Here is a 22,117-nt window from a genome sequence, read left to right on the forward strand (position 1 = left end):
CGCCCAACCACCCCTCTCCCCCCCCCCCCCCCGGCACCGGTTCCTCGCCCGCGGCCGGCTCCTGGCGGCACTGTCCTCGGCGACGGTGATCGTGGAAGCCGGGGCACGCTCCGGCTCCCAGCACGTCGCCCGCGAAGCGCATGCCCTCGGTCGTGGGGTTGGGGCGGTGCCCGGGCCGGTCACGTCCGCGGCGAGCACCGGCACGCATCTGCTGCTGAGCGAGGGCACCGCTGCCATCGTGACCGGCCACCACGACCTCGCCATCCTCACCAGCGACCGACGACGCCAGGCCCCGGCACGAACCACGGGCCTGAGCACCGCGCGCGATTTCGATGCCGTCGATCAGAACCTGCCCGGCCGCTCCCTCTGATCCGCCGGGTCAGAGCGTGCGCCCCTGCCGGGCCTCCATGGTGAGGTCCGGCTGCTCGGTGTTCGGGGTGTGGCGGCTGAGCTGCTGGGCCCGGGTGAGCGCTGCGGTGGCGCGGGCGGCGTCGAGCTTCTGCGCATCCGATTCCGCAACGGGGCCGAGCGGGGTCTCGTCGGTGATCTGGTACCGGTCGCGGTACGCCGCGACGACCCGGCCGGCCTGTCGCCATCGCTGCGCCGTCCACTCGTCCGCGGGCTTGTTCCCGAGCGCGGCCGTCCACGGCTCGCCCTCGTTCAGGTCGCGGTCGAGGACCGCGGATGCGCGGTGTTCGATCAGCTCTTCGCGTCCGGTGAGGGCGTGGCGCATCTCGGGGTCGATCACGCCGGAGGCATACGGGATGAGCCCGGCGATCAGTCGCGGCGACCGGCGGGTGCGCCCGGACCCGGCAGGTCGGGCGGTTGCGCGGGCGAGGCGGTGATGCAGGACCGAGGCGATGTCGTCGGCATCGGCGAAGCCTCGCGCTGCCACGAGCCGCGGGAGCAGGGCGCCGAGGTCGTGATGGTTGGCCTCGGCGCGGCGCAGCTCCGCGGACAGGGCACCGTAGGCGTCGGAGCCGAGCACGAGATCGACCTGCTCCTCGGTGAGGCCGGACGCGGTGAGGAGGGTGGCCCAGCGGTCGTGCTGTCCGGCTTGGGCGATGGTCTCGTACTCCGCCGCCAACTGGGCGATCGCGCCCCAGCGCTCCTGTTCGGCGGTGATGGTCTCGTGCGCGGACAGCTCGGCGCCGACGTGCTGGAGCACCCCGTACAGGACGGACCGGGCGGTGGCGTCGGGGTTGTCGGAGGGGTGCGGGGCGACATGCGCGTCGTCGGTGGTGTCGGTGGCGACGTAGGCGTAGTTCCCGTGCCGGCCGCGGGTCATCGCGACGTAGAAGTTCTCCCGCGTCGTCGTCGCCGTCACGACCGCGTGCGCGGTATCGACGGTGACGCCCTGGGCACGGTGCCCGGTGATCGCATACCCGAGCTCGACCTGCTCCGCTACATACGTGGCCGGCAGCACGAGCGATCCGCCGAAGCGTCGCCCAGCTGGGCGGACGGTGATCGACCCGTCCCCGGCGACGGCGGTGATCGTCCACCGGTCGCCGTTGCGCACCCACGATCGGCCGTTCTTGGACCGCAGCCGCCGGTCATTCTCCCGCGTGATGACCCGATCACCCTTGGACGCCTGGGTGCCGTCATGCAGGGCGACCTCTCGGCCGGGGGTGATCGTGCCGTCGAGGATGAGGTCGGCGCGGGCACGCTCGTTCAGCTCGGTAACGGTCTCGCGGGTTTCGGCGACGAGGATCGACGCCCACCCCGCCTGCACGTCGCGTCGCCAGGCGGTGTAGGCGGCATCGACCATCGCGCCCTGCTCCCCGCCGCGCACCCGGTCGTGCTCGATGAGCGTGTCGATCGCCGAGGTACGGCCGTGCCGCAGGGCCAGCGAGTTGGACTTCTCCCACGCCTGCGTGAACCGGTGCACGTCGGTGAGTTCTGGGGCGTCGTCGCGGTCGTGGACGAGCATCCCGAACGCCCCGCCCGCATCCACGGCTTGGAGCTGTGACCAGTCACCCACGAGCAGGACTTTCGCGCCGGCTTGTTCGGCGAGGCCGGTGATGCGATCGAGGGAGCCGGTGCCGGCCAGGGATGCCTCGTCGAGGATGACGAGCTGGTCCTTGTCGAACGTGGTCCTGTGGAGGAGGTGCATCTGCCACCAGCGGGCCGTGTTCTCCGTCTCGATCCCCAGTTCCTCGCCGAGCACTTGCGCCGCGTTCTCCGACGGCGCGAGCCCGACCACGCTGCCGGCGCCGTGCTGCTGCTCCCATGCCCGCTTCAACGCGCTCATCGCCGTCGTCTTCCCCGCACCGGCGGGCCCGACGAGCACGTCCACGACCCGGCCCGACACCGCGATCCGCTGGAGGGCGTCAGCCTGATCGGGGCCGAGCCGTCGCCCTTCCGCGTCGGGCCTGCTTGTGATCCGCTCGACGGTGGCCAGTTCCACGGTCGGCCGGTCGTCGCGTGCGAGCGGTCGAGGAGGCGGTCTTCCGCGGCCAGCAGTTCTTCGGTTGAGTACAGCACGGCGCCGGGGTGGCGGAAGCGGCTCGACCCGTCCGGACGGCGGAACACGACCGGGCTCGACGCCAGCTCCGGCGGCGTCAACCGCAGCGACGCCTGCTCGGCCGCGTCGGTCACCATCCCGGTGATTGCCTCCCGATCCTCCGCCGACGCAAACCGCACACCCATGAGCTGCCGGGAGGCTTCGGCGTGGAGGTTCCAGCGCCGCCACGTCGACCGCTTCTCCCCCACCGCCACCACCACCGCACTGCCCAGATCGGCAATCGTGTCGAGTGGCACGTCATCAGCCCGCAACAGCACCGACGGCTCGGCGGCGGTGGCGAGCGTGCGCGCCCAGCCGGTCGCGTCTTCGCCCAGCAGCTCGGTGGCGCGATGCCGCCAGCCAGCGGTGAGGTCCGCGAGCGACTGCACATGCTTCTCCGGACGGGTCGCCAGCGTCGCCTGGGCGCGGAGCTTCAGGATCGTCGCCGCCGACGGCTCACGGCCGTGCTTGGTTCGGTAGGCGTCGATCAGGCGGGTCTTCTCCTCCTCGATCTGCCGGGACCGGGAGGAGAACTCCGAGATCAGCTCGTCGGCCACCGGGGCGAGCTCCCACGCGGGGTTGCGATCCCGGCCTCGCTCCCGGGCCTCCCACTCGATCCCGAACATGCCCGTGATCCGATCCGCCAACGTGGCGTTGTACAGCTCGGACAGGGCGACGACCGAGGCGTGCACCGGGCGACCGGCGAGGGTCCGCCACTTCTGGTCCTGCACGGTGAGGACCTTGTTGCTCACCACGACGTGGGTGTGCAATTGCGGATCGCCACGACGTGAGTCGTAGTGGTCGAACGCGGTGGCGAGGACGCCGGCGACATCGACATGCGCGACCGCCCCGTCCGGGCCGGCGGCGCCGACGCGGGTGGTCGCAACCTCGCGTTCGAGGAACGCAACCACCTCGGCAACGGCCTGATGGTGGGCGTCCGCGATCAGGGATTTCGTGCCTCCGTCCGCAACACCCCACCACGCCGACAGCGACTTCGGCACCGAGAACGTCAGATCGTAGCCCGCGACCACGCGACGGGTGCCGCGCTCGGCTTCCTCCGCCTCGATCGCCGCGACCTGCTCCGCACGAGACACCGGCCCCAGCTCCGGGTCGAGGTCGGCGACCCGACGGTCGACGCGCTCCTGCACGCTTGCGTACTGCCGGTACGCCTCACCCAGCGGCTCCCCGGTGATGGGGTCGCGGCCCATCCCGACCAGGAGCTGGAGCTGCGCTTCGGAGACCTGCCCGCCCTCGGTGAGCTCACCTGTGCCGAGGTACGGCAGGCCCGACCCCATCCAGAAGCCGGGAGGTGTTCCCTCCTCCGTGTAATACCTCGTCAGCGGGGTCGAGAGGTCGCGGTCGCCGTCAGCTGCGGCGACAGTGCGAAGTAGGTACTCATAGCCATCGCCGGCGCTCATTACTCGCATCGAAACCGTCACACCAGGAAGGTGTGCTTCTGACTAGAGGGATCTGGAGAGCCTCGCTACGCGACGAAGTCCTGCCAATCGTCGGTCTTCTCCACGCCGCTCGCACCATCGCGGTTGATGGTGAGCCACGTCTTGGAGGAACCGTCCTCAGCACCCCAACCGAATGCCCTTTCCACGTCTCGCCGACGCGGCTCATCACCGTAAGTCACCACAAGCACGCTGGGTTTCGGATCGCGGTCGATGAACTCTGCTCGAAGTGCGGAGTTCACAGGACCATCCTTGAAGGAATAGCCGATGATGAGCCAGTGGTCGGACGCAGCCAAACCACCCGAGAACATCTCGTAGGCCAGATCGAAGGGAAACTTAGCGACGTGTTCCGCCTTATCTTTCCGGTTCGCGAGAACAACGACTGGTCGGACGTTCGTTGTGTCGTCACGGATCGCACGCCACTGGTCCCCGTCATCGAGCATGTCCTTGGGCAGCTTGGCGTGAATCTTCCGATCACGCGTTGCCCAGAACGTTAGTGATCCGTGAATGTGCAGTAGTTGCACTCTTTTCCCTAGCGGAAAATCCCCGCTGCTGGATCGGAGCGCCTGCACCTCGCGTTCAACTCGGTCGTCAACTAGTACCTTCACACGCCGATACCCGTGCCCCATATCTGCAAGCTCCGATTGGCAGACCGTCAGGAGCGCGGCGAGCATGAGGGTGTCGTAGTTGAGATTCCCGATGACAACTTTACCGTCGAAGGACTCAGTGATCGCGGTCACTAAGTCGTAGAGGCCTTGTGCTTCATCAGCGTAGGCATGTGATCGCTCTGCGATTACTTCAAGAACATGCGAAATGCCGGTGTCTCGCACTTGTTCAGCAAATCGAGAGACTCGCCTGATGGCCTTCCTGAGTTTCTTGTCAGATGGCTTAGTCAACGCAGCAAGAGTATCTAGGACATCCAGTGTGCGTGACTCTGCCCCGAACGCACCAACAAGCACTTCGAAGTCCTCGGCACTACTTGCGCCGTCGGGAAGAGCGCGCTCGGCAATCTCCTTCATGGCGATGACAACGTCACCGCCGTCCGACTCCTCGATGCGACGAAGCACCTCTTCGGTGATGCTCTGGAGGTTTAGTTCGGGGTTGAACGCGATCGACAGACCGTTGCCAACGAGGGCGGCGATGTTCCGCTCAGCCGTCAAATCACACCGCCATCCTGATCGCCCACGCGGACCAAACGCCCGTCGTCTACCATCTCAGGTTAGCCGGTCAACCCTCGCTTGAAAGACGTGTGGCGGCTCGTTGAGGCGGCGAGGACGAGAGTCACGGCGACAGGCAGACGGAGGGTTGTCGGGGCCGACGAAGGCACGGTCGAGAGCCCTTCGGCGTCGCGGTCGTTCGCTGCGTGCCGGGCAGTCGGTGGTGCACCTGGCAGGTGTTCAGCCCGGCAGGTTGGCGCCCGTTCGGCGCGTCGAGGTCCGGGGTTCACGAAGCCTGCGGAGCCCTCATGCGCGACGACCATTCCCATTGCGGCCGCCCTCTCCGGGTCGGGTCGCTGTTCTCCGGGTACGGCGGCCTTGACCTTGCCGTCGAGTACGCCACCGGCGGGGAGACGATCTGGTTCTCCGAGATCAACACCCCCTCTATCCGCGTCTTCGCCGACCACTGGCCGGGCATCCCGAACCTCGGAGACATCACAGCCGTCGACTGGAACGATGTGCCGCCGGTGGACGTGCTGATCGGCGGGTTCCCCTGCCTCAATGTCAAGCCTCTCGGGGCGAGAGCGTGACTTCTGCTGCTACCAGCTTCCACCGCGGAGATCGATGTCTCCCTCCGGCCATTGTTCGGTCATCTTCGCCGTGTTCCTGGTCGGCAACGTCATCGCCGCGCTCGCGTCGACGTACCCGGTCATGGTCGTCGCCCGCGTCATCAGCGGTATCGCGGCGCAGGCGTTCTTCGGCGTCGCGGTGTCGCTGTGCGCGCAGCTGGTCGACGAGCGCATCCGCGGCCGGGCGGTCGGCGTCGCGATGAACGGGCTCATGCTCGGCACGCTGCTCGGCCTGCCCCTGGCGACGCTCGTCGGCGGCAGGCTCGGCTGGCAGTCCGCGTTCTGGACGATCTCGCTGCTGACGGTGATCGCCGCGATCCTCACCCTCGCCGTGGTGCGCAACCCGCGGCCGGAGACCGGCGCCGAGCAGCCCCGGGCTTCCGCCTCCGCAGAGTTCGCGGTGCTGCGTCGGCCGCAGTTCCTCCTGGCGATCGTGTCGAGCACGCTCATCATCGGCGCGACGTTCTCGGCCTTCACCTTCTTCACCCCGATCCTCACACAGGTCACCGGTTTCGCCGAGACCACCGTGCCGTTGCTGCTGCTGGCCTACGGTGCCGCAACCGTGGTCGGGAACATGATCGTGGCGCGCCTGGCCGACCGGCACACCATCTCGACCCTGCTCGCCGGTACCGCGCTCAATGCCGTGTTCCTGGCTGGGTTCGCGTTCTTCACCGATGTTCCAGCACTCGCGTTGGTGTTCATGTTCGGGATCGGCTTGGTCGGAGTCACGATGAACCCGGCGATGGCGGTCCGTGCGCAGCGAGCTGGGAGCACCGCGCCTCTGGCGAACACCGTGCACTCCTCGTTCATCACGCTCGGGATCATCCTCGGCTCGGCCATCGGCTCCGCACTCATCCCGACCTACGGGCTGCGTTCGCCAGTGATCCTCGGTGTTGGGATGGCGATCCTCGCGATCCTTGTGATCCTCCCGGCCCTCGCCAGCCCCTACCTCCGACACGGCGTGCGCGAAGAGCGGACGCGCAGCGTAGAGGTTGACGCCTGATGGCGAGAGTGAAGTGCCGACTTCGGTCTACCGAGGGGCTTCGGGAGCGTTAGCAGTCGCTGAGCCGAGCGGCTGGCCCCTGGCTGATAGCATGGATCGACATATTGCGATGCGACACGGCGAGGAGTGCGGCCATGACAGCCGAGACCGAGGCTCAGGTCGATGCGATCGACGCATTCAAGGCGCTGTCGAACCCCATCCGACTACAGATCCTGACCTGGCTGCGTGACCCGCGCGGCAACTTCCCTGTCGAGCAGGGCATCGCCGACCCGGACGAGTACGGGGTCTGCATCACACAGATCCGCGACCGCACTGGCCTCGCACAGTCCACAGTCTCGTCCTACATGGCGACCCTCGAACGCGCCGGACTCGTGACCAGCACCCGCGTGGGCAAGTGGACCCACTACCGCCGCAACGAGGACCGCCTCGCCGAGCTCGGCGCCCTCTTCACCAGCGTCATCTGACCCACCGCGGCGCCCTCGGCGCACCCTCGACTTGACCTCATATCGAACTTTTGCGATGCTTGACTCTCGCATCGAGATATTGCGATGCGTCGTTGTGACGAGTCGAAGGAGTGGCGTATGCCGTGGGGTTTGATCGCGTTGGCATTGGGAGGGTTCGGCATCGGTCTGACCGAGTTCGGGATCGTCGGGCTACTGCCCGAGATCGCGACAGAGTTCGGCGTCTCGGAAGGTACGGCGGGCATCCTCGTGTCCGGGTACGCGCTGAGCGTGGCCGTCGGTGCGCTCGCGCTGACGGTGACCGTGTCGCGGTTCGACCGGAAGAAGGTGCTGCTGTGGCTGATGGTGCTGTTCATCATCGGCAACCTCGTCTCCGCGGTCGCGCCGACGTACAGCCTCATGCTGACCGGCCGGATCATCGCCGCCCTGTGCCACGGGGCGTTCTTCAGCGTCGGGGCCGTGGTCGCCGCCGACCTCGTCGAGGAGAAGAAGAAGGCCGGCGCCATCGCGCTGATGTTCGCCGGCCTCACCGTCGCCAACGTGCTCGGCGTTCCGGCCGGCACCTTCCTCGGGCAGGCCGCGGGCTGGCGGTCGACGTTCTGGGCGATCACCGCCATCGGGATCATCGCGATGATCGGCATCGCGATCCTCGTCCGCCCCGCACACACGAACGAGGCGAGCGGGGTGCCGAGCCTGCGCCGGGAGCTGGGCATCTTCCGGCGACCGCAGGCGCTCGCCTCCGCGCTGGTGAGCGTGCTCACCTTCGGTGGGCTCGTCGGTGCGTTCACCTACATCGCGTTCACGCTCACCAACGTGACCGGGTTCACTGAGGCGGCCGTGCCGTGGCTGTTGCTCGTCTTCGGCGCGGGTAGCTTCATCGGGAACATCCTCGGCGGCAAGGCCGCCGACCGTTCCCTGAATGGCTCCCTCCTCGCGATCCTCGCAGCTCTCGCAGTCGTGCTGGTCGCGTTCGGCCTCATGGCTGCGGTACCGGTCGCGGTAGTCGTGCTGATGCTGCTGCTCGGCACGGTCGGGTTCGCCGCCGCACCGGGCCTGCAACTACGCATCATGAACGTCGCGGGCGACGCCCCCACCCTGGCCTCGGGCATGAACATCGCCGCACTGAACATCGGCAACGCCCTCGGCGCCTGGCTCGGCGGCATCGCCATCACCACGACCCTCGGCTTCACGGCCCCCCTCTGGGTCGGCGCAGTTCTTGCCGTGGCCGCGCTTCTCGTGCTCCTCGGCGCAGTCGCAGCGCAGAAGCGTGCGAAGCCCTCGGACAGCGAGCCGCAGCAGTCCGGGGTGATGGCCGCATAGCCGGGTTCGCCCGACCAGGGGCAGCTCAGCGGGAGTGTCCGGCGGTTCCCGAGGCCGCCGGACACTCCCGTGGTGCGAAAGGGCTGGTTCCGCTGGTCGCTCGGACTCGCTCGATCCGTCGTCCGATCGGGCCGATGGTCTACGACTGTCTCAAACTCGTGTTCGTCAGGTCGGGGTCGGCGATCGTGTTCAGCGAGTTCGGGCATCAGCCGGTCAGCGTCGGTGATGCGGTCCTGATCGGCCCGAACGTGTTGTTCAGCGCCGAACCCGAAGACCTCGTCACTCTCACCGCGATCTACGTCGATACCGACTTCGCGCTCGATCAGTTATTCTGGCAGCACTCGACGATCCTGCATGATCGGCTCGACGCGCAAGGGTTCGCGGAAAAGGTCTACTCCGAGCCCGCACAGATCCTGCGCCTCGGCCAAGACCGAGCGGGCATGGTGACGCCGTGGCTGGACGAGATGGTCGCCCTCAGTATCCAGGGCTCTTTCCCGCAACGGTTCAACCGGCTACAGGTCCTCTGGTTCGCGGTGATGGACGTCCTCGCCCCGCACATCCGTATCTCCCCGGTGCGGCTGACACCCCTGCAGCGGGCACGCTCACGCCCCGTGCTGCCGCGTACCCGGCGGTTCGCGCCGCTGCGCCGTGAAGCGATGCTCGCCCGTGAAGCCCTCCACGAGAACGTCGCGCACCCGTGGACACTGGGCGAGCTGGCCGAGACCGTGCGGCTGTCTCCGCAACAACTCACGCGGGTGTTCGCCGAGGCGTTCGGGAAGACCCCGATCGCCTACCTGACCATGCTGCGCGTGCAGGAGATGGCCCGGCTGCTACGCGAGACCGACCTGCCCGTGGCTGCTGCGGGCCGGCGCGTGGGCTGGTCGAGCCGGTCACGTGCGACCGAGGCGTTCATCGAGCACACCGGGCTCAGCCCGAGCCGCTACCGCGCCATGCGCCCCGTCACCACGGATCACCCTGAGAACGGCACCGTGGTCCGGTAAACCCTCACTTCGTCCGGCGTCCGACCGGACATCACCGCTTCCCGCCCACCGTCGGAGGGAGCGCTGGTAGGCCGGTATGTCCTACGTCAGGCACGACCACAGTTGTCCTGGCGGCCAACCTACCGATCCCGTAGCTCGCTGACCGTCTCGACTCGCCGGATGTGCCTGGCTCACCTCGCAGGTACAGGGCCAGCCGCCGCCCCTGGTGGCTGGCCCTCCGGGAGGAGGCCGACGATGGTGACGAGGCAAGAGGAGGCCCGCCAGGCGCGGGAGGCGAAGCTCGACGAGCTCCACGGGAAGCTCACCGGCGCGGTCGAGCGGCTCGTCACCGGCGATGAGTGGGCCGACGCGCTCCGGTTCGCCGCGCGGTTCCGGTCGCGGTCGTTCAACAACGTCCTGCTGATCTGTGAGCAGCACCAGGCCGCGTTCGAACAGGGCCGCGTCCCGGAGCCGTTCCCGACCTATGTCGCCGGCTACAAGCAGTGGCAACAGCTCGGCCGGCAGGTCGGCAAAGGCCAGGCCGGGTACCAGATCCTCGCCCCGGTCACCGGAAGATTCGCGTCCGCGAACCCGTCCGATCCCGCGTCGTGGCGGCGCCTGAACCGAGGCGAGAAGCCCAAACCGGGCGAGACGGTGCGCTCGAAGATGGTCGGGGTACGCCCGGCCTACGTCTGGGATGTCTCCCAGACCACCGGCGACCCCCTCCCGAAGAAGCCGGAGCCGCGGCTGCTGACCGGGCAGGCGCCGGAAGGACTGCGCGAGGGGCTGGCGGAGCGGATCGAGGCCGAGGGGTTCGAGCTGCTGTGGGTGCCGCACGAGGGCATGATCGGCGGCGCGAACGGCCTCACGAACTTCGAGACCCGCCAGGTCGCGGTGCGCACCAACATGGACGACGCCGCACAGGTGAAGACCGAGGGCCATGAGCTCGCCCACGTACTGATGCACGGCCCCGACCAGGAGGAGGCCCGCCAGCATCGCGGGATCGGGGAGGTCGAGGCCGAATCGGTGGCGCTGATGATCGGTGCCGCGCATGGGATGGACACCAGCGAGTACACGATCCCGTACGTGGCCGGGTGGGCGGCGGCTGTGGATGGGAAGAATCCGGTCGAGGTGGTGCAGGCCGCTGGGGAGCGTATCCGCAAAACCGCGCTCGACATCCTCGATGGCCTCGACACGATCCAGGTGAGCGACGGCACCCCGCCCGGCCTCGGCCGCGACACCCAGCGTCGGCCGCCGGAACGTGGCTCCGGCCGGCCGGCGCCTGCCGTGGAGTCTGAGGAGGCGCGGCCCGAGCGAGCGGGGCGGGGGCTGTGATGACGGTCCGTGATCTGTCGGCGATCTTCCTCGACGCCATCGACCAGCCCCTCCCGCGGGCCGCGGCCGGGCTCGCGTCTGCGGGGGTGCCGGTGTTCCCGGTCGCGCCGCGCGACAAGGTGCCGCTGATCCGCCACGGCCGCGGCTTCCGGGACGCGACCACGAACCCGCGGCAGGTCGAGACCTGGTGGCGGCGCTTCCCACAGGCGAACATCGGCGTCCCCACCGGCGCTGCCTCCGGCCTGGTCGTGGTGGATGTGGACGTGCACGGCACGAACGGCTACGACGCCCTGAACCGCGCCGACCGCGCCGGCCTCGTCACAGGGTGGGAGTTCTTGGTGCGCTCGCCCACGGGCGGCCTGCACCTCTACTACCCAGCCGCCGACGAGATGGAGCAGCGGTCGTGGCAGGCCGGGGATGCGGGGATCGACTTCCGCGGCGACGGCGGCTACATCGTCGCCCCACCCTCGATCCGCGTGATCGACGGCGAGACCGTGCCCTACCGGATCACCGAGCTCGGCACCGACCCCGCACACCCGCTGGACGCAGACCGGCTCCGGGCTTTCCTCGAACCACCCAAACCGCCGCGCCGATTCCCGGCCCATGCGCGCAGGTCGGGGCGGACCGATCCGGTGAAGCTCGCGAACTGGCTGGGCGGAGAGCGCACCGACCGGAACCGGAAGCTGTTCTGGGCCTCCTGCATCCTCGCCGAGGAAGGCGTGCCGTATCGGGAGGCGCTGGACGCGATGCTCACGGTCGAGCAGCCCGACTTCGGACGGCGGGAGATCACCCGCACCGTCACCTCCGGCTACAAACACATCCACGGCACCCCCGCCCAGTCGGGCTCCGTAGCCCGCCATGGCATGGGTGCGGTGTCTCGGGGTCGCCAGGCCCACGGCCTCGACGCACCCGAGACGCCCGCGCGGGCGCCGGCGGTAAGGGGGCTGTGATGGAGCAGTTCTCGGGGCGTCGGTGGGCGGTGTATTCGTCTGCGTCGGGCACGGTCATGATCGCCGCCGGCGCGTTCTGGCTGTCGTTCACGGCGCTGGCCGACCTCGCCGTGCGCTCGGGGATCGGGGCTGGGCAGGCGTGGATCTGGCCGCTGCTGGTCGATGGGCTGATCGTGGTCGCGACCGTCGCCGTGGTCGCTCTCGATGGGCGCCGGGCGGCGTGGTATCCGTGGGCGCTGCTCATCGGCGGCGCGCTTGTCTCGGTGATCGCCAACGCCGCGCACGCCCTGGTCACCGCCGAGGCGTCCGTGCCGGGCCTGCTCGCCGCGACCGTCGCCGCCGTCCCACCCCTGGTGCTGCTGGCGTCCACGCATCTCACGGTCGTGCTCATCCGCTCCACCCGCACCACGACCACCCCTCCGCAGACCGAGGAGCCTCTGCCGGCTCTGCCGGCGGGCGGCACCGCACCCGAGCCCCCAACCGAGAGCCCGGCGACGGAGCCCGACGATCCCTCACCGCAGCACGAGGACGTGGGCGAAGTAGTCCCGTCCGTGCCCGCGACGCACGAGTCGGCTTCGACGGTGGTTGGTGCGGGTCGGCGGGAGCGGGCGGCGCGGCTGCGGGAGGCGGGCTGGTCGAACAAGCAGATCGCCCGCGAACTCGATGTGCACCCCTCGACCGTGGGCCGCTGGTTTCCCCCGCCCACCCGAGGCCGAGGTGTCTGAGTCGTCCGTCCCGCAGGAGGCCGGCACTGCATCTGAACATTCCGAGGAGGAACTGTCATGAACACCGAACAGCACCCGCACGACCAGCAGTCGCCCGAGCCGCCGCCACCATCCGAGGTGGCAGGGCCGGAGCGGCCTGATCCGTCGGCGGGGATGGCACCGGAGGCGATCCAGGCCGCCGACGTCGACCGCGAGCAGCAAAGCGCGGAGGGCGTGGACGTGGAGAAACCGACCCGCGGGGTGGACTGGGTGCGCGCCTCCGACCTGCTCTCCCGTGGCAGCGGCTCTCTGTCGCGGCGAGGCATCGACCTGGACGCCAAGCTCGCTCGGGGAACCCGGCACGGCATCGCGGTCAGCGCCAAGTATGTCGGCCGGCAGATCGCCGCCGGCGCGAGGCGGCTGCCGCCGCTCTCGGCGTTCGGCCGCGAGGAGCCCGCACCCGAGTCGCCGGGTCTGGGCAGGAAGTGACCCAGGGGTGAGCCGTCATGTCTACGATCCGACGTTCTTTCCCTGACCGCCCCGCTACTCGTGGGAGCCGGTGTGCACCTGCCTGGCAGGAGGTGCCGAGATGATCCCGCACACAACGACCGCCGCTGCTGCCCCGGGAGGCGGCGAGGACTACACGACCGGCGAGGGCCTGCGCGCCCTGCTGGCCCGGCTGCACGCGGAAGGGCCGGGCGCGTGGCGCACCGATCCGACCGCCACGAAGCTCATGGAGTACGCGGCCGAGAAGTACGCCGCTCTGGCGCGCAAGCACGGCCTTGATCCGTGGGAGGCGGCGGCTGCGGCGTTCGATGTGATGCGCACCCGTTCCGCGCGCGAGGCCGATGACCCGTGGGGCGTGGTCACCCACGCGGTGCGGATCACCTGCATCGCCGAGGAACGCGCCCAAGGCCTGCTGTGCTCGACGCATCAGGCGCGCCGCCCGCACTACTCGGTCTTCCACGACGCCGAACGTCTCTCCGATCGGGAGAACCCGCTGGATGACTACCATCCCGCGTTCCACATCACCGACCCCCACCCCGACGACGAGCACGACGGCGAGAGCGGGGGTGAGCGGGAGGTGGTGGAGCCGGCCGGGGTGGTCACGTCGGCCTCTGGTGCGGTGGAGGACGCGATCGCGTTCGTCACTGTCCTCGGTTGGCCGGCGCAGACGGCCCGCGCCGCGGTCGAGCATGTCTGCCACGCCCTCGCCCGTGCCGGATCGCGGCAGTCCGCGTTCGAGGTGCTGCGCCGCGACAAGCACTCCCGCGCCCTGCTCGACCTGCCCGGCTCCTCGTGGATGGCGCTGCTGCGGGCACTGCTCGGCAACCCCGCCCCCGGTGTCGCCGCGACCTCGGCGGGGCGGGGCATCCTGCTCAGGTTGTTGATCGGTGAGACGGTGCCGGTGCTGCTGCACGACGACGACCTCGTGCTTACCGTGTCGCTGGCGGCACCACGCAAGGGTGGGGGTCGGCGATGAGTATCGAGCTGGAACGGGCCGTGTCGTCGATCAGGATCGGGAACCGGCACCGCACCGACCTGGGCGACATCGACTCCCTGGCCGCGTCCATCGCCCGCGACGGACTGCTCCAGCCCCCGACGATCACCCCGGACGGGGTGCTCGTGTGCGGCAGGCGCCGGCTCGCCGCGATCCAGCAGCTCGGCTGGCGCACCGTGAACGTGTGGGTGCGGCAAGGGATCTCGGACCGGCTCGGACATGTGCTGGCCGAGCAGGACGACAACCTGCTGCACAAGGACCTCACCCCACTGGAAGCCGCGAGCCTGTACCGCGAGCTCAAGACCCTCCTTGCCGAGGACGCCGCCCGCCGACAGGAAGCCTCCCGGTTCAGCAGCGACCACCAGCCGTCCGAGAGCGGAGAGGGCGGGGAGGACGGTGGCGGAAAATTTCCGGCACCGTCACCGATGCCGGCGGGCGAGACGCGGCAGCAGGCGGCGGCGATGATCCCCGGAGCGGCGTCCTACCGGACGCTGGACAAGATCGAGGCGATCCAGCAGGCCGCCGACCGTGACGACCTCCCCGACGACACCCGCGCAGCCGTGGCGGACGCGCTGGCGCGAATCGAATCGGGCGCGCCGGTGCATCCGATCTTCGAGGAGATCCGCACCCTCATCGCAGACCCCGCCCGGAGCCGTAATGCGGAGCTGGACCGGCTCGCGCAGGAGGCAGTCGCCCGCGCCAAGAACCGGCCCCGCCGCACGAAGAAGGCGGCCACTCCTGCAACGGCCGGGCTCACGGTGTGGACGACCCGCTCGTTCGTGGTGATCTGGGGCGAACTCGTCGACTGGTGGACGCATTACGACCCGGCCGTGCTCGCCCGCGAGCTCACCGATGAGCAGATCGAGATGTTCCTGACGATCGCCGACGGCACCGCCCGCTTCGCCACCGCCCTCACCGCCGCACGCGACCACAACCCCGACAGCGGCGACGAAGACCGCGAAGACGGGGACGGTGCGGTGCGGCATCTGCACGCGCTCTGACCCTCGGGCATTTCGCCGCCTCGGACCCTGCGTGGGTGCCGGGGCGGATGTACGTTCCAGCGCACCTGGGGGGCATGAACTCGACAGATGCTTCTCGTTCCCGCCGCCGACTGGTCGTGCTGATCTCGGCCGCTGTCGTCGTGCTGCTGTTGGTCGGCGTCGGCGTCTACGGCCTGGTCTCCGGCCCTCGCACCACCAGCGACCCGCCACCCGCGCGCCCGTCACCGACCACACCGGGCACGACGGACCGCGCGCCGCGGGAGCTCGCGCCGATCCCCGAGACCGATGACCCCGAGGAGTTCGCCCGGCTGGTGGCCGAGGCGCTGTTCGGGTGGGATACGACTAGCGGGTTGATGCCGCTGGACTACACGAGCGTGCTCCTGAAGGTGGCCGACCCTTCCGGGATCGAGCAGGCCGGTCTCGCCTCCGACATCGCCGGCTACCTCCCGACCCGCGACACCTGGGTCGAGCTGCGCAAGTACTCCACCACCCAGCACTTGGAGATCACGGACGTGTTCGTGCCTGCCGCGTGGGCGGAGGCCGAAGCTCAGGCGCAGCCGGGGCAACTGGCGCCGGGGACCACCGCGTACACGGTCGAGGGCATCCGCCACCGGCAGGGCATCTGGAACGACGAACCGACGTCGAGCGCGCATGCGGTGGCGTTCACGATCTTCCTGACCTGCCCGCCCGACGGCGACCCGTGCTATCTGCTGCGCCTGTCCGTCCTCGACCAGCCCCTGCGCTGAGACCTGGGGGACGCTCTGATGCTGCGCAAAGCGATCGCGGGGCTCGCCGCCCTCGTCCTGCTCGGTCCGATGGTCGTGCTCGTCTCGGTCGGGCTGCTCGTCAACCCCTCCGCCGCCTCCTGCGCAGCTCCTGGCGGCAGCGTGCAGGTCGGCGACATCCCCGACGAACTGACCTCCACCACCCGCAACGGGGAACAGATCGTCCTCGGACGAACCGAGCTCACCCACGCGGCCACGATCATCGAAACCGGTTCGACCACTGAGGGGGTCGGACGCGACGGGATCATCATCGCGCTGATGGCGGCGCTGACCGAGTCGCGGATGCGGATGCTCGCCAACACAGGCGCTTATCCCGAGAGCGGCGACTACCCGAACGACGGCAACGGCTCAGACCACGACTCTCTCGGCTTGTTCCAGATGCGCCCGGCCTCCGGGTGGGGCACCGTCGCCGAACTCATGGACCCCGACTACCAGGCCGCCGCGTTCTACGGCGGCCCCGACGGCCCCAACGCCGGCTCACCGCGGGGTCTGCTGGACATCCCCGGCTGGGAGCAGATGGGCAAGGGCGAAGCCGCCCAGGCGGTGGAGGTGTCGGCGTACCCGGACCGCTACGACAACTACGAGCCCGTCGCAGGCGACATCCTCACCGCCCTCACCGGCAGCGGCGACCCCGGCCCCACCGGAGCCGCGGTCCTGGTGAGCGCGGAGCCGGTCGAGTCCTCGCGGGTGGTGTTCCCACTCCCGGAGGGCACCTGGGTGCCGACCAGCCCGTTCGGACCGAGGACGCATCCGATCACCGGGGAGCAGTCTTTCCACACCGGCAGTGACTTCTCCGCCCCGGACGGTACGCCGATCCTCGCCGCCGCGGACGGCATCGTGACGGTCGCGGAGTTCTCCGGCGGTTACGGCGGTCTTGTCGTCATCGAGCACCGCATCGACGGCAAGATCATCGCGACCGCGTACGCGCACTCCTGGGAGCACGGCATCCACGTCCAGCCGGGCGACACGGTGCGAGCCGGGCAGCACATCGCCGACGTCGGCAGCAGCGGCATGTCCACGGGGCCGCATCTGCATTTCGAGGTCCGCGACGGCGGCACCGACGGCGAGTACATCGACCCCGCGAAATGGCTCAACGACCACGACGCCGCCGACCTCGACGAGTCCGACGTCACCCCACCCGGGCAAGACGACTGCGACACCCAGCAGGACACGCCGGGTGATCCGTCGCCGGTGGAAGGCGACCCGGACGAGCTGGTGGACGACCCCACCACGGATGGGCAGATCACCCTGCGGATGCGCAGCGTCTACGAACAGACCCTCGCCGCGTTCCCGGAGTCGACGTGGGCGTGCTACTCGCCCCGGCCGGGATCGAAGTCGGAGCATCCGATCGGGCGGGCGTGTGATGTGGCGTTCGGGAACGCGATCGGCCAGTACCCGACCCCGACCCAGGTCGAGTACGGGTGGCAGGTCACCAACTGGCTCCAAGAGCACGCCGAGACCCTCGGCGTGGAGTACCTCATCTGGCAGGGCAAGATCTGGTCCCTCGCCCGCGCCGACGAAGGCTGGCGCGACTACAACGGCGGCGGGATGCACGACCCCAGCGACGTGACCGGCGGACACTTCGACCACCTCCACATCACCGTGAAGGGCGGTGATCGGTGATGGAGGTGTTTCCGGATTTCGATGGGCTGTCAGGGATCGAGGATCTGCGGGAGGTCGCCGGCGCGCTGTTGATGTTCGTGCTGATCGTGGCGGTGCTGATGCTGATCGTCTCGGGCGTCTGCTGGGCGATCGGCGCCAGCAACGGCAACTACCAGCTCGCGGCCCGCGGCCGGGCCGGGGTGTTCGTCTCCTTCGCCGGCGCGATCCTCGCCGGCGCCGGCGTCGCGTGGCTGAACTGGCTCATCAGCATCGGCAACCAGCTCTAACCACCATCCCTCCTCCTTCTTTTCGGCCCGCCCCGCTGGGGGCGGGCCGTTCGTGTGCCTGGGGGTTGCGGGGTGCACCTGGCGGTCGGAACTGTCTCTCGTCTCGTGAAAGGGCACATCGTGATCGACATCGACCCTAACTCCAGCGGGCTGCCGGGTATCGAGCAGCTGCGTACCATCGTCGGCGCCGTTATGACCGTCGGCCTGATCCTGTCTGTGCTCGCGTTGATCGTCTCCGCGATCATCTGGGCTTACGGCTCCAACTCTTCGAACCCGCACCTTGCCGGGCGGGGGAAGACGGGGCTGCTGATCTCCTGCGGCGCGGCCGTGATCTGCGGTGCCGCGGTCGCGCTGGTGAATTTCGGCTGGTCGGTCGGCCAGCAGGTCTGACCCCTTCTGCGTGTGAAAGGAGGGGTGCGCCGTGAGTGTGTGCGATATCCCCGTCATCTCCACCGTGTGCGACGCCGTCGGTGAGGGCACCGCGTCCCTGATCGCCGCCCCGTTCGACTGGCTCGCCTCCTCGATGGCCGGGGCCGCGGCGTGGTTGATGGAGATGATGTGGACCGTCTTCGACACCACCACCCTGGTCGACCTGAACCAGGACGGGTTCGTCTCGGTCTACAACATCGTCTTCGGGATCGCCCTGTTTATCGTCGCGATCTTCTTCTTCCTCCAGCTCATCACGGGGATGATCCAGCGCGACCCCGGCGCCCTCTCCCGGGCCGCGCTCGGGGCCGGCAAGTCGATCCTCGGCAGCTTCGTGGTCATCACGTTGACGACGGTGCTGCTGGAGATCGTCGACCAGTTGTGCATCGGCCTCATCCAGGCAGCCGGGGAGACCACCGAATCGATGGGCAACCAACTCCTCCTCCTCGCAAGCGCCCTGTCCGGGTTGAATATCGCCGCCCCCGGCGTCGGCGCGATCGTCAGCATTTTCCTCGCCGGGCTGATGATCGCCGCCATCGGCATCGTCTGGTTCAGCCTGTTGATCCGGAAAGCCTTGATCCTCGTCACCGTCGTGCTGGCCCCGCTCGCGTTGTCGGGGGCGTCGTGGGATGTCACGAAGGGGTGGATCGGGAAATGGGTGACGTTCCTGATCGCCCTGATCGTCTCCAAGCTCGTCCTCGTCGTGGTGTTCCTGGTCGCGATCACGCAGGTCGCGACGCCCATCGACGCCGGCCTCACCGCGGTGACCGAGCCCATCGCGGGCATCGTGCTGATGGGGATCGCCGCGTTCGCCCCCTACATGGTCTACCGGCTCATCTCGTTCGTGGGCTTCGACCTCTACAACTCGATGGGCGCCGAGCAGGACGCGAAGAACGCCATGAACCGGCCCGTCCCGATCCCCACCAGGGCCGGCGGTGAGGGCCCGAAGAAGATCCTCGGCAGCACTGATGGCGGGGGCGGACGTGACGGGGGCGGGAGCTCGCCAGCGCCGAAGCCGGCGGCCAGCACCGAGACGGCGGGGACGGAGACCGCGAGCGCGGAGGCGGGAACGGGGACCGCCGCGAGCACCGGGCCTGCCGCCCCGGTCGTGGCCGGCGTCATGGTCGCCAAGGAAGCCGCCGAGGCCGGCCCGCAGGCGGGCCGAGAGCTCGGAAACCAGGCCGACACCGTCGCCGCGGGCGCGCAGAACGCCGGCCACACCACCCCCAGTGACAGCAGCGGCCCGGGTTCGGGTGGGACGCCGCCGGATCCGTCGGCGCCGATGCCGAAGACCTCGACCGAGCGGTCCGCCTCAGCAGACGCCGGCACGGCCGGCCGGAAGGAGTAGGCGATGCCACGCACCGACGACACCACACCGAGCGCCCGCGAGCTGGTGCCGGTGAAGTTCTCCCGCCTCACCCGCCGCGGCCTCATCCTGGGCCTGTCGCTGTCGCAGATGATCGCCCTCGGCATCGGTGGTGCGTCCCTGATCGGAGCGCTCTACGCCGGCGGCGGCATCCTCATCGCCTACTCCGCCCCCATCTGGGCGGCAGCGATCGCACTGACGTGGGTGAAGATCGGCGGCCGAGCACTGGTCGAGTGGATACCCGTGTGCGCCTGGTGGGCCTGGCGCACCGCCGGCGGACAACTCCTCTACCGGCGCCGGATCGTCGCCCCGCGGCCGGAGGGCACGCTCGCGCTGCCCGGTGACATGGCCAGGTTGCGCGAGTACACCGATCCCGAGACGGGGGCCGGGATGATCCACGACCCCACCGCGAACACGCTGACGGTGGTGGTGTCGGTGACGCATCCGGCGTTCGTGCTCCTGGACCCGTCCGAGCAGCACCGCCGGGTCACCGCCTGGGGGCGGGTGCTGGCGACGGTCTGCCGCTCCGGCCGGGTCGCCACCCTCCAAGTGCTGGAGCGCACCTTGCCGGATTCCGGGCAGGGGCTCGCCGAATGGTGGGCCGAGCACGGCACCCACGACGACTCCTGGGCCTCGACCACCTACGCCGAGCTGATTGACCGGGCAGGGCCTGCTGGGGAACGCCACGCCACCACCGTGTCGCTGTCGTTGGATATGAAGGCGGCGGGCCGGCAGATCCGGACCGCCGGCGGCGGCATCAAGGGCGCGGCGAACGTGCTCCGCCAGGAGATGACCACCCTCGTCTCCGCGCTCCGCGCCGCCGACCTCACCCCGTCCGGGTGGTTGAGCCCCGGGGAACTGGCGGTGATGCTGCGCACCGCTTACGACCCCGCCATCGGGCCGACTCTGGAACGCCACGGGCAGCTCGGGCAGGACCTCGCCACAGCCGGCCCCGTCGCCGTCGCCGAGACGTGGGAGCGCCTGCGCACCGACTCCGGCCACCACGCCGTGCTGTGGATCAGCGAATGGCCGCGCGCGATGGTGTATCCCGGGTTCCTCGCCCCGATCACTTTGTCGACGGGGATACAGCGGTCGATATCGCTGCTGTGCACCCCGCTCAGGACCGACCAGGCCGTGCGCGACATCCGCAAGAAGAAGGTGGAGTACATCAGCGACCGCGCCCAGCGGGCGAAGATCGGGCAGATCCAGGACGCCTCGCAGACCGCCGAGTACGAGGACGTGCTGCGCCAGGAAGCCGACCTGACCGCGGGGCACGGGGTGCTGCGCTACACCGGCCTGATCGCCGTCACCGCCCCGACCGTCGAAGAACTCGATACCGCGGTCGCGGCGATCGAGCAGGCCGCGATCCAGGCCTCCTGCGAGACGAGGCGCTTGGTCGGGCAGCAGGCCGCCGCGTTCACCGCCGCCGCCCTGCCGCTGGCGCGGCGCATCTGAGAGGTGGTCAGTCGGTGGGCTTGACCAGGATCGTGGCGCCTGGGTCGACGTCGGCAGCTGCGGCGAGGGTCGGGAGCTCGGCACCGTCCAGGCCAGCGAGTTCCAATGCGGCCTGGCCGGCGAGATGAGCTGACCGGACGGATTGCCCGTTCGCGATGGAGGCGTAGAACTGGGCGGCGTAGTTGATGGCGTCGGCGTCGTCGATGCTGTCGGCCATGCCGATGGCGAACGGGACGACGTCGGCGACGAGTTGATCGATCTGTGCGGCGGACCTGCAGGCGTTGAGCAGCACGAGCAGCGGCGGGTCATCGGTGGCGGCGATCGCGCGTGAGAACGCCCGCGCCGTGACGACGTGCCCGTCGTGCGGTGCATCGGTGTCGTGTTCGAAGACGATCAGGTCTTCGTTGCTATGTCCGGAGAAGTGCACGACGTGCGGTCGGAACTTGGTGATGCCATCCAGCAGGTCGCTCGCGGTCGCGGCAGGGCGAACATCGAGTTCGATCAGGTCTCGGTGCAGCGCGGACTCGACCGCGGATCGGATGCGCTTCTGCTCTCGCCCCACGCGCAGATCCCCTTCGGAGGACGCGCCGAGCAACAGCACCCGCAGCTTCTCCGGCTTGGGTGCCCGCAGTTCCCGGAGCGCTTCGCCGACAGCATGCTCCGTGCGGTCGAAGCGCGCTTCGGTCGCCGCACGTTCGGCAGCCGCACGCCGATCAGCGGCGGTCTGCTCTCGTTTGCGCTTGCGTTCCGCCGCGTCGGCCTCGGAGCGCTCTGCTCGGGCGAGCTTGGTCTGGAGGTCTGCTTCCTGCTTCCGGTAGCCGGAGGCCTTGGCCTGCCACTTGTTCGCTTCGCTTCCGGCGGACGCGGCCTCCTTGTCACGCTGCGCGGCCCGGCTCAACTTCGATTTCTGTGTCGCCGCGCTCTTGGTCTTCGTCGCCTCCTGACGTGCCTTGTCCGCCTCGGCACGCTTCTTCGACTCCTTGTTCCGGTACTCACCGGCCTTCTTCTCCGCGTCGACGCGCTGCTTGCGCTTGCGCTCCAGCTCTCCGCGGTACTGCTGTGATCCCACCTCGGCTCCTCTCGATTCACCTGCGTGGCAACGCTATCCGGCGCCACGGACACAGCAGAGCCGCGCGCACCTGGCAGGCACAGCGCCCCGACCCCCTCACCTCCGCCGGGGTCGGGGGGGTGTCGCGTC

At 69.4% G+C, this 22,117-nt stretch carries 20 protein-coding genes and 1 pseudogene; 18 read left to right on the forward strand and 3 right to left on the reverse strand.

Going from position 1 to position 22,117, the window contains the following annotated elements; genetic code table 11:
- On the forward strand, positions 1 to 370 hold a 370-nt coding region (locus ACRVYW_RS13785), incomplete at its 5' end, for a DNA-processing protein DprA (RefSeq protein ID WP_431805314.1).
- Between the two features lie 9 nt (positions 371 to 379).
- On the opposite strand, the pseudogene mobF reads toward ACRVYW_RS13785, so the two are convergent.
- A pseudogene (gene mobF / locus ACRVYW_RS13790) lies at positions 380 to 3,930 on the reverse strand (MobF family relaxase).
- Positions 3,931 to 3,986: 56 nt separating this feature from the next.
- A complete protein-coding gene (locus tag ACRVYW_RS13795) occupies positions 3,987 to 5,117 on the reverse strand; it encodes a hypothetical protein (protein ID WP_431805315.1) in 1,131 nt (376 codons plus the stop codon).
- A gap of 305 nt (positions 5,118 to 5,422) precedes the next feature.
- Here ACRVYW_RS13795 and ACRVYW_RS13800 point away from each other — a divergent pair, with 305 nt between their 5' ends.
- The 17 genes from ACRVYW_RS13800 (at position 5,423) to ACRVYW_RS13880 (ending at position 20,919) form a co-directional block, all read left to right on the forward strand.
- On the forward strand, positions 5,423 to 5,704 hold the full coding sequence (locus tag ACRVYW_RS13800; RefSeq protein WP_431805316.1) for a DNA cytosine methyltransferase: 282 nt from the start codon (positions 5,423 to 5,425) through the stop codon (positions 5,702 to 5,704).
- A gap of 34 nt (positions 5,705 to 5,738) precedes the next feature.
- Positions 5,739 to 6,746 carry an MFS transporter gene (locus ACRVYW_RS13805; RefSeq protein ID WP_431805317.1) on the forward strand — a complete coding sequence of 336 codons (1,008 nt, stop codon included), beginning with the start codon at positions 5,739 to 5,741 and terminating at the stop codon, positions 6,744 to 6,746.
- Positions 6,747 to 6,880: 134 nt separating this feature from the next.
- Entirely contained in the window at positions 6,881 to 7,210 is a 330-nt protein-coding gene (locus ACRVYW_RS13810) for an ArsR/SmtB family transcription factor (protein ID WP_431805318.1), read from the forward strand.
- Between the two features lie 117 nt (positions 7,211 to 7,327).
- Positions 7,328 to 8,527 (forward strand): MFS transporter, encoded by a 1,200-nt coding sequence (locus tag ACRVYW_RS13815; protein ID WP_431805319.1) that lies wholly within the window; start codon positions 7,328 to 7,330, stop codon positions 8,525 to 8,527.
- 134 nt (positions 8,528 to 8,661) lie between these two features.
- The gene (locus ACRVYW_RS13820; RefSeq protein ID WP_431805320.1) at positions 8,662 to 9,528 is read left to right on the forward strand and encodes a helix-turn-helix domain-containing protein; all 867 of its coding nucleotides are present in this window, start codon (positions 8,662 to 8,664) and stop codon (positions 9,526 to 9,528) included.
- A gap of 234 nt (positions 9,529 to 9,762) precedes the next feature.
- On the forward strand, positions 9,763 to 10,842 hold the full coding sequence (locus tag ACRVYW_RS13825) for an ArdC family protein (protein ID WP_431805321.1): 1,080 nt from the start codon (positions 9,763 to 9,765) through the stop codon (positions 10,840 to 10,842).
- Positions 10,842 to 11,792, forward strand: coding sequence for a bifunctional DNA primase/polymerase (locus tag ACRVYW_RS13830; RefSeq protein ID WP_431805322.1), 951 nt, complete (start codon positions 10,842 to 10,844; stop codon positions 11,790 to 11,792). Before ACRVYW_RS13825 ends, ACRVYW_RS13830 begins: the two co-directional genes overlap by 1 nt.
- Positions 11,792 to 12,517: a DUF2637 domain-containing protein gene (locus ACRVYW_RS13835; protein ID WP_431805323.1), complete on the forward strand. Its 726-nt coding sequence runs from the start codon at positions 11,792 to 11,794 to the stop codon at positions 12,515 to 12,517. Before ACRVYW_RS13830 ends, ACRVYW_RS13835 begins: the two co-directional genes overlap by 1 nt.
- A gap of 57 nt (positions 12,518 to 12,574) precedes the next feature.
- Complete coding sequence (locus tag ACRVYW_RS13840; RefSeq protein ID WP_431805324.1) at positions 12,575 to 12,985, forward strand: hypothetical protein; 411 nt, start codon at positions 12,575 to 12,577, stop codon at positions 12,983 to 12,985.
- A gap of 100 nt (positions 12,986 to 13,085) precedes the next feature.
- The gene (locus ACRVYW_RS13845; RefSeq protein ID WP_431805325.1) at positions 13,086 to 13,979 is read left to right on the forward strand and encodes a hypothetical protein; all 894 of its coding nucleotides are present in this window, start codon (positions 13,086 to 13,088) and stop codon (positions 13,977 to 13,979) included.
- Positions 13,976 to 14,998: a ParB N-terminal domain-containing protein gene (locus ACRVYW_RS13850; RefSeq protein WP_431805326.1), complete on the forward strand. Its 1,023-nt coding sequence runs from the start codon at positions 13,976 to 13,978 to the stop codon at positions 14,996 to 14,998. Before ACRVYW_RS13845 ends, ACRVYW_RS13850 begins: the two co-directional genes overlap by 4 nt.
- Positions 14,999 to 15,072: 74 nt before the next feature.
- Entirely contained in the window at positions 15,073 to 15,744 is a 672-nt protein-coding gene (locus tag ACRVYW_RS13855) for a hypothetical protein (protein WP_431805327.1), read from the forward strand.
- A gap of 18 nt (positions 15,745 to 15,762) precedes the next feature.
- Positions 15,763 to 17,406 carry a M23 family metallopeptidase gene (locus ACRVYW_RS13860; protein WP_431805328.1) on the forward strand — a complete coding sequence of 548 codons (1,644 nt, stop codon included), beginning with the start codon at positions 15,763 to 15,765 and terminating at the stop codon, positions 17,404 to 17,406.
- Entirely contained in the window at positions 17,406 to 17,672 is a 267-nt protein-coding gene (locus ACRVYW_RS13865) for a DUF6112 family protein (protein ID WP_108871790.1), read from the forward strand. Before ACRVYW_RS13860 ends, ACRVYW_RS13865 begins: the two co-directional genes overlap by 1 nt.
- A 120-nt stretch (positions 17,673 to 17,792) precedes the next feature.
- Positions 17,793 to 18,062, forward strand: a complete 270-nt coding sequence (locus ACRVYW_RS13870; protein ID WP_108872453.1) for a DUF6112 family protein — start codon at positions 17,793 to 17,795, stop codon at positions 18,060 to 18,062.
- A gap of 31 nt (positions 18,063 to 18,093) precedes the next feature.
- Positions 18,094 to 19,446, forward strand: a complete 1,353-nt coding sequence (locus tag ACRVYW_RS13875; protein ID WP_431805329.1) for a conjugal transfer protein TrbL — start codon at positions 18,094 to 18,096, stop codon at positions 19,444 to 19,446.
- Between the two features lie 3 nt (positions 19,447 to 19,449).
- Positions 19,450 to 20,919 carry an SCO6880 family protein gene (locus ACRVYW_RS13880; protein WP_431805330.1) on the forward strand — a complete coding sequence of 490 codons (1,470 nt, stop codon included), beginning with the start codon at positions 19,450 to 19,452 and terminating at the stop codon, positions 20,917 to 20,919.
- Positions 20,920 to 20,926: 7 nt separating this feature from the next.
- Here the strand turns inward: ACRVYW_RS13880 and ACRVYW_RS13885 are convergent, their stop codons facing one another.
- Complete coding sequence (locus tag ACRVYW_RS13885) at positions 20,927 to 21,988, reverse strand: hypothetical protein (RefSeq protein ID WP_108871793.1); 1,062 nt, start codon at positions 21,986 to 21,988, stop codon at positions 20,927 to 20,929.
- Positions 21,989 to 22,117: the final 129 nt, after the last annotated feature.

It is taken from the genome of Microbacterium sp. bgisy203 (assembly GCF_965345155.1).
Taxonomy (GTDB): Bacteria; Actinomycetota; Actinomycetes; order Actinomycetales; family Microbacteriaceae; genus Microbacterium.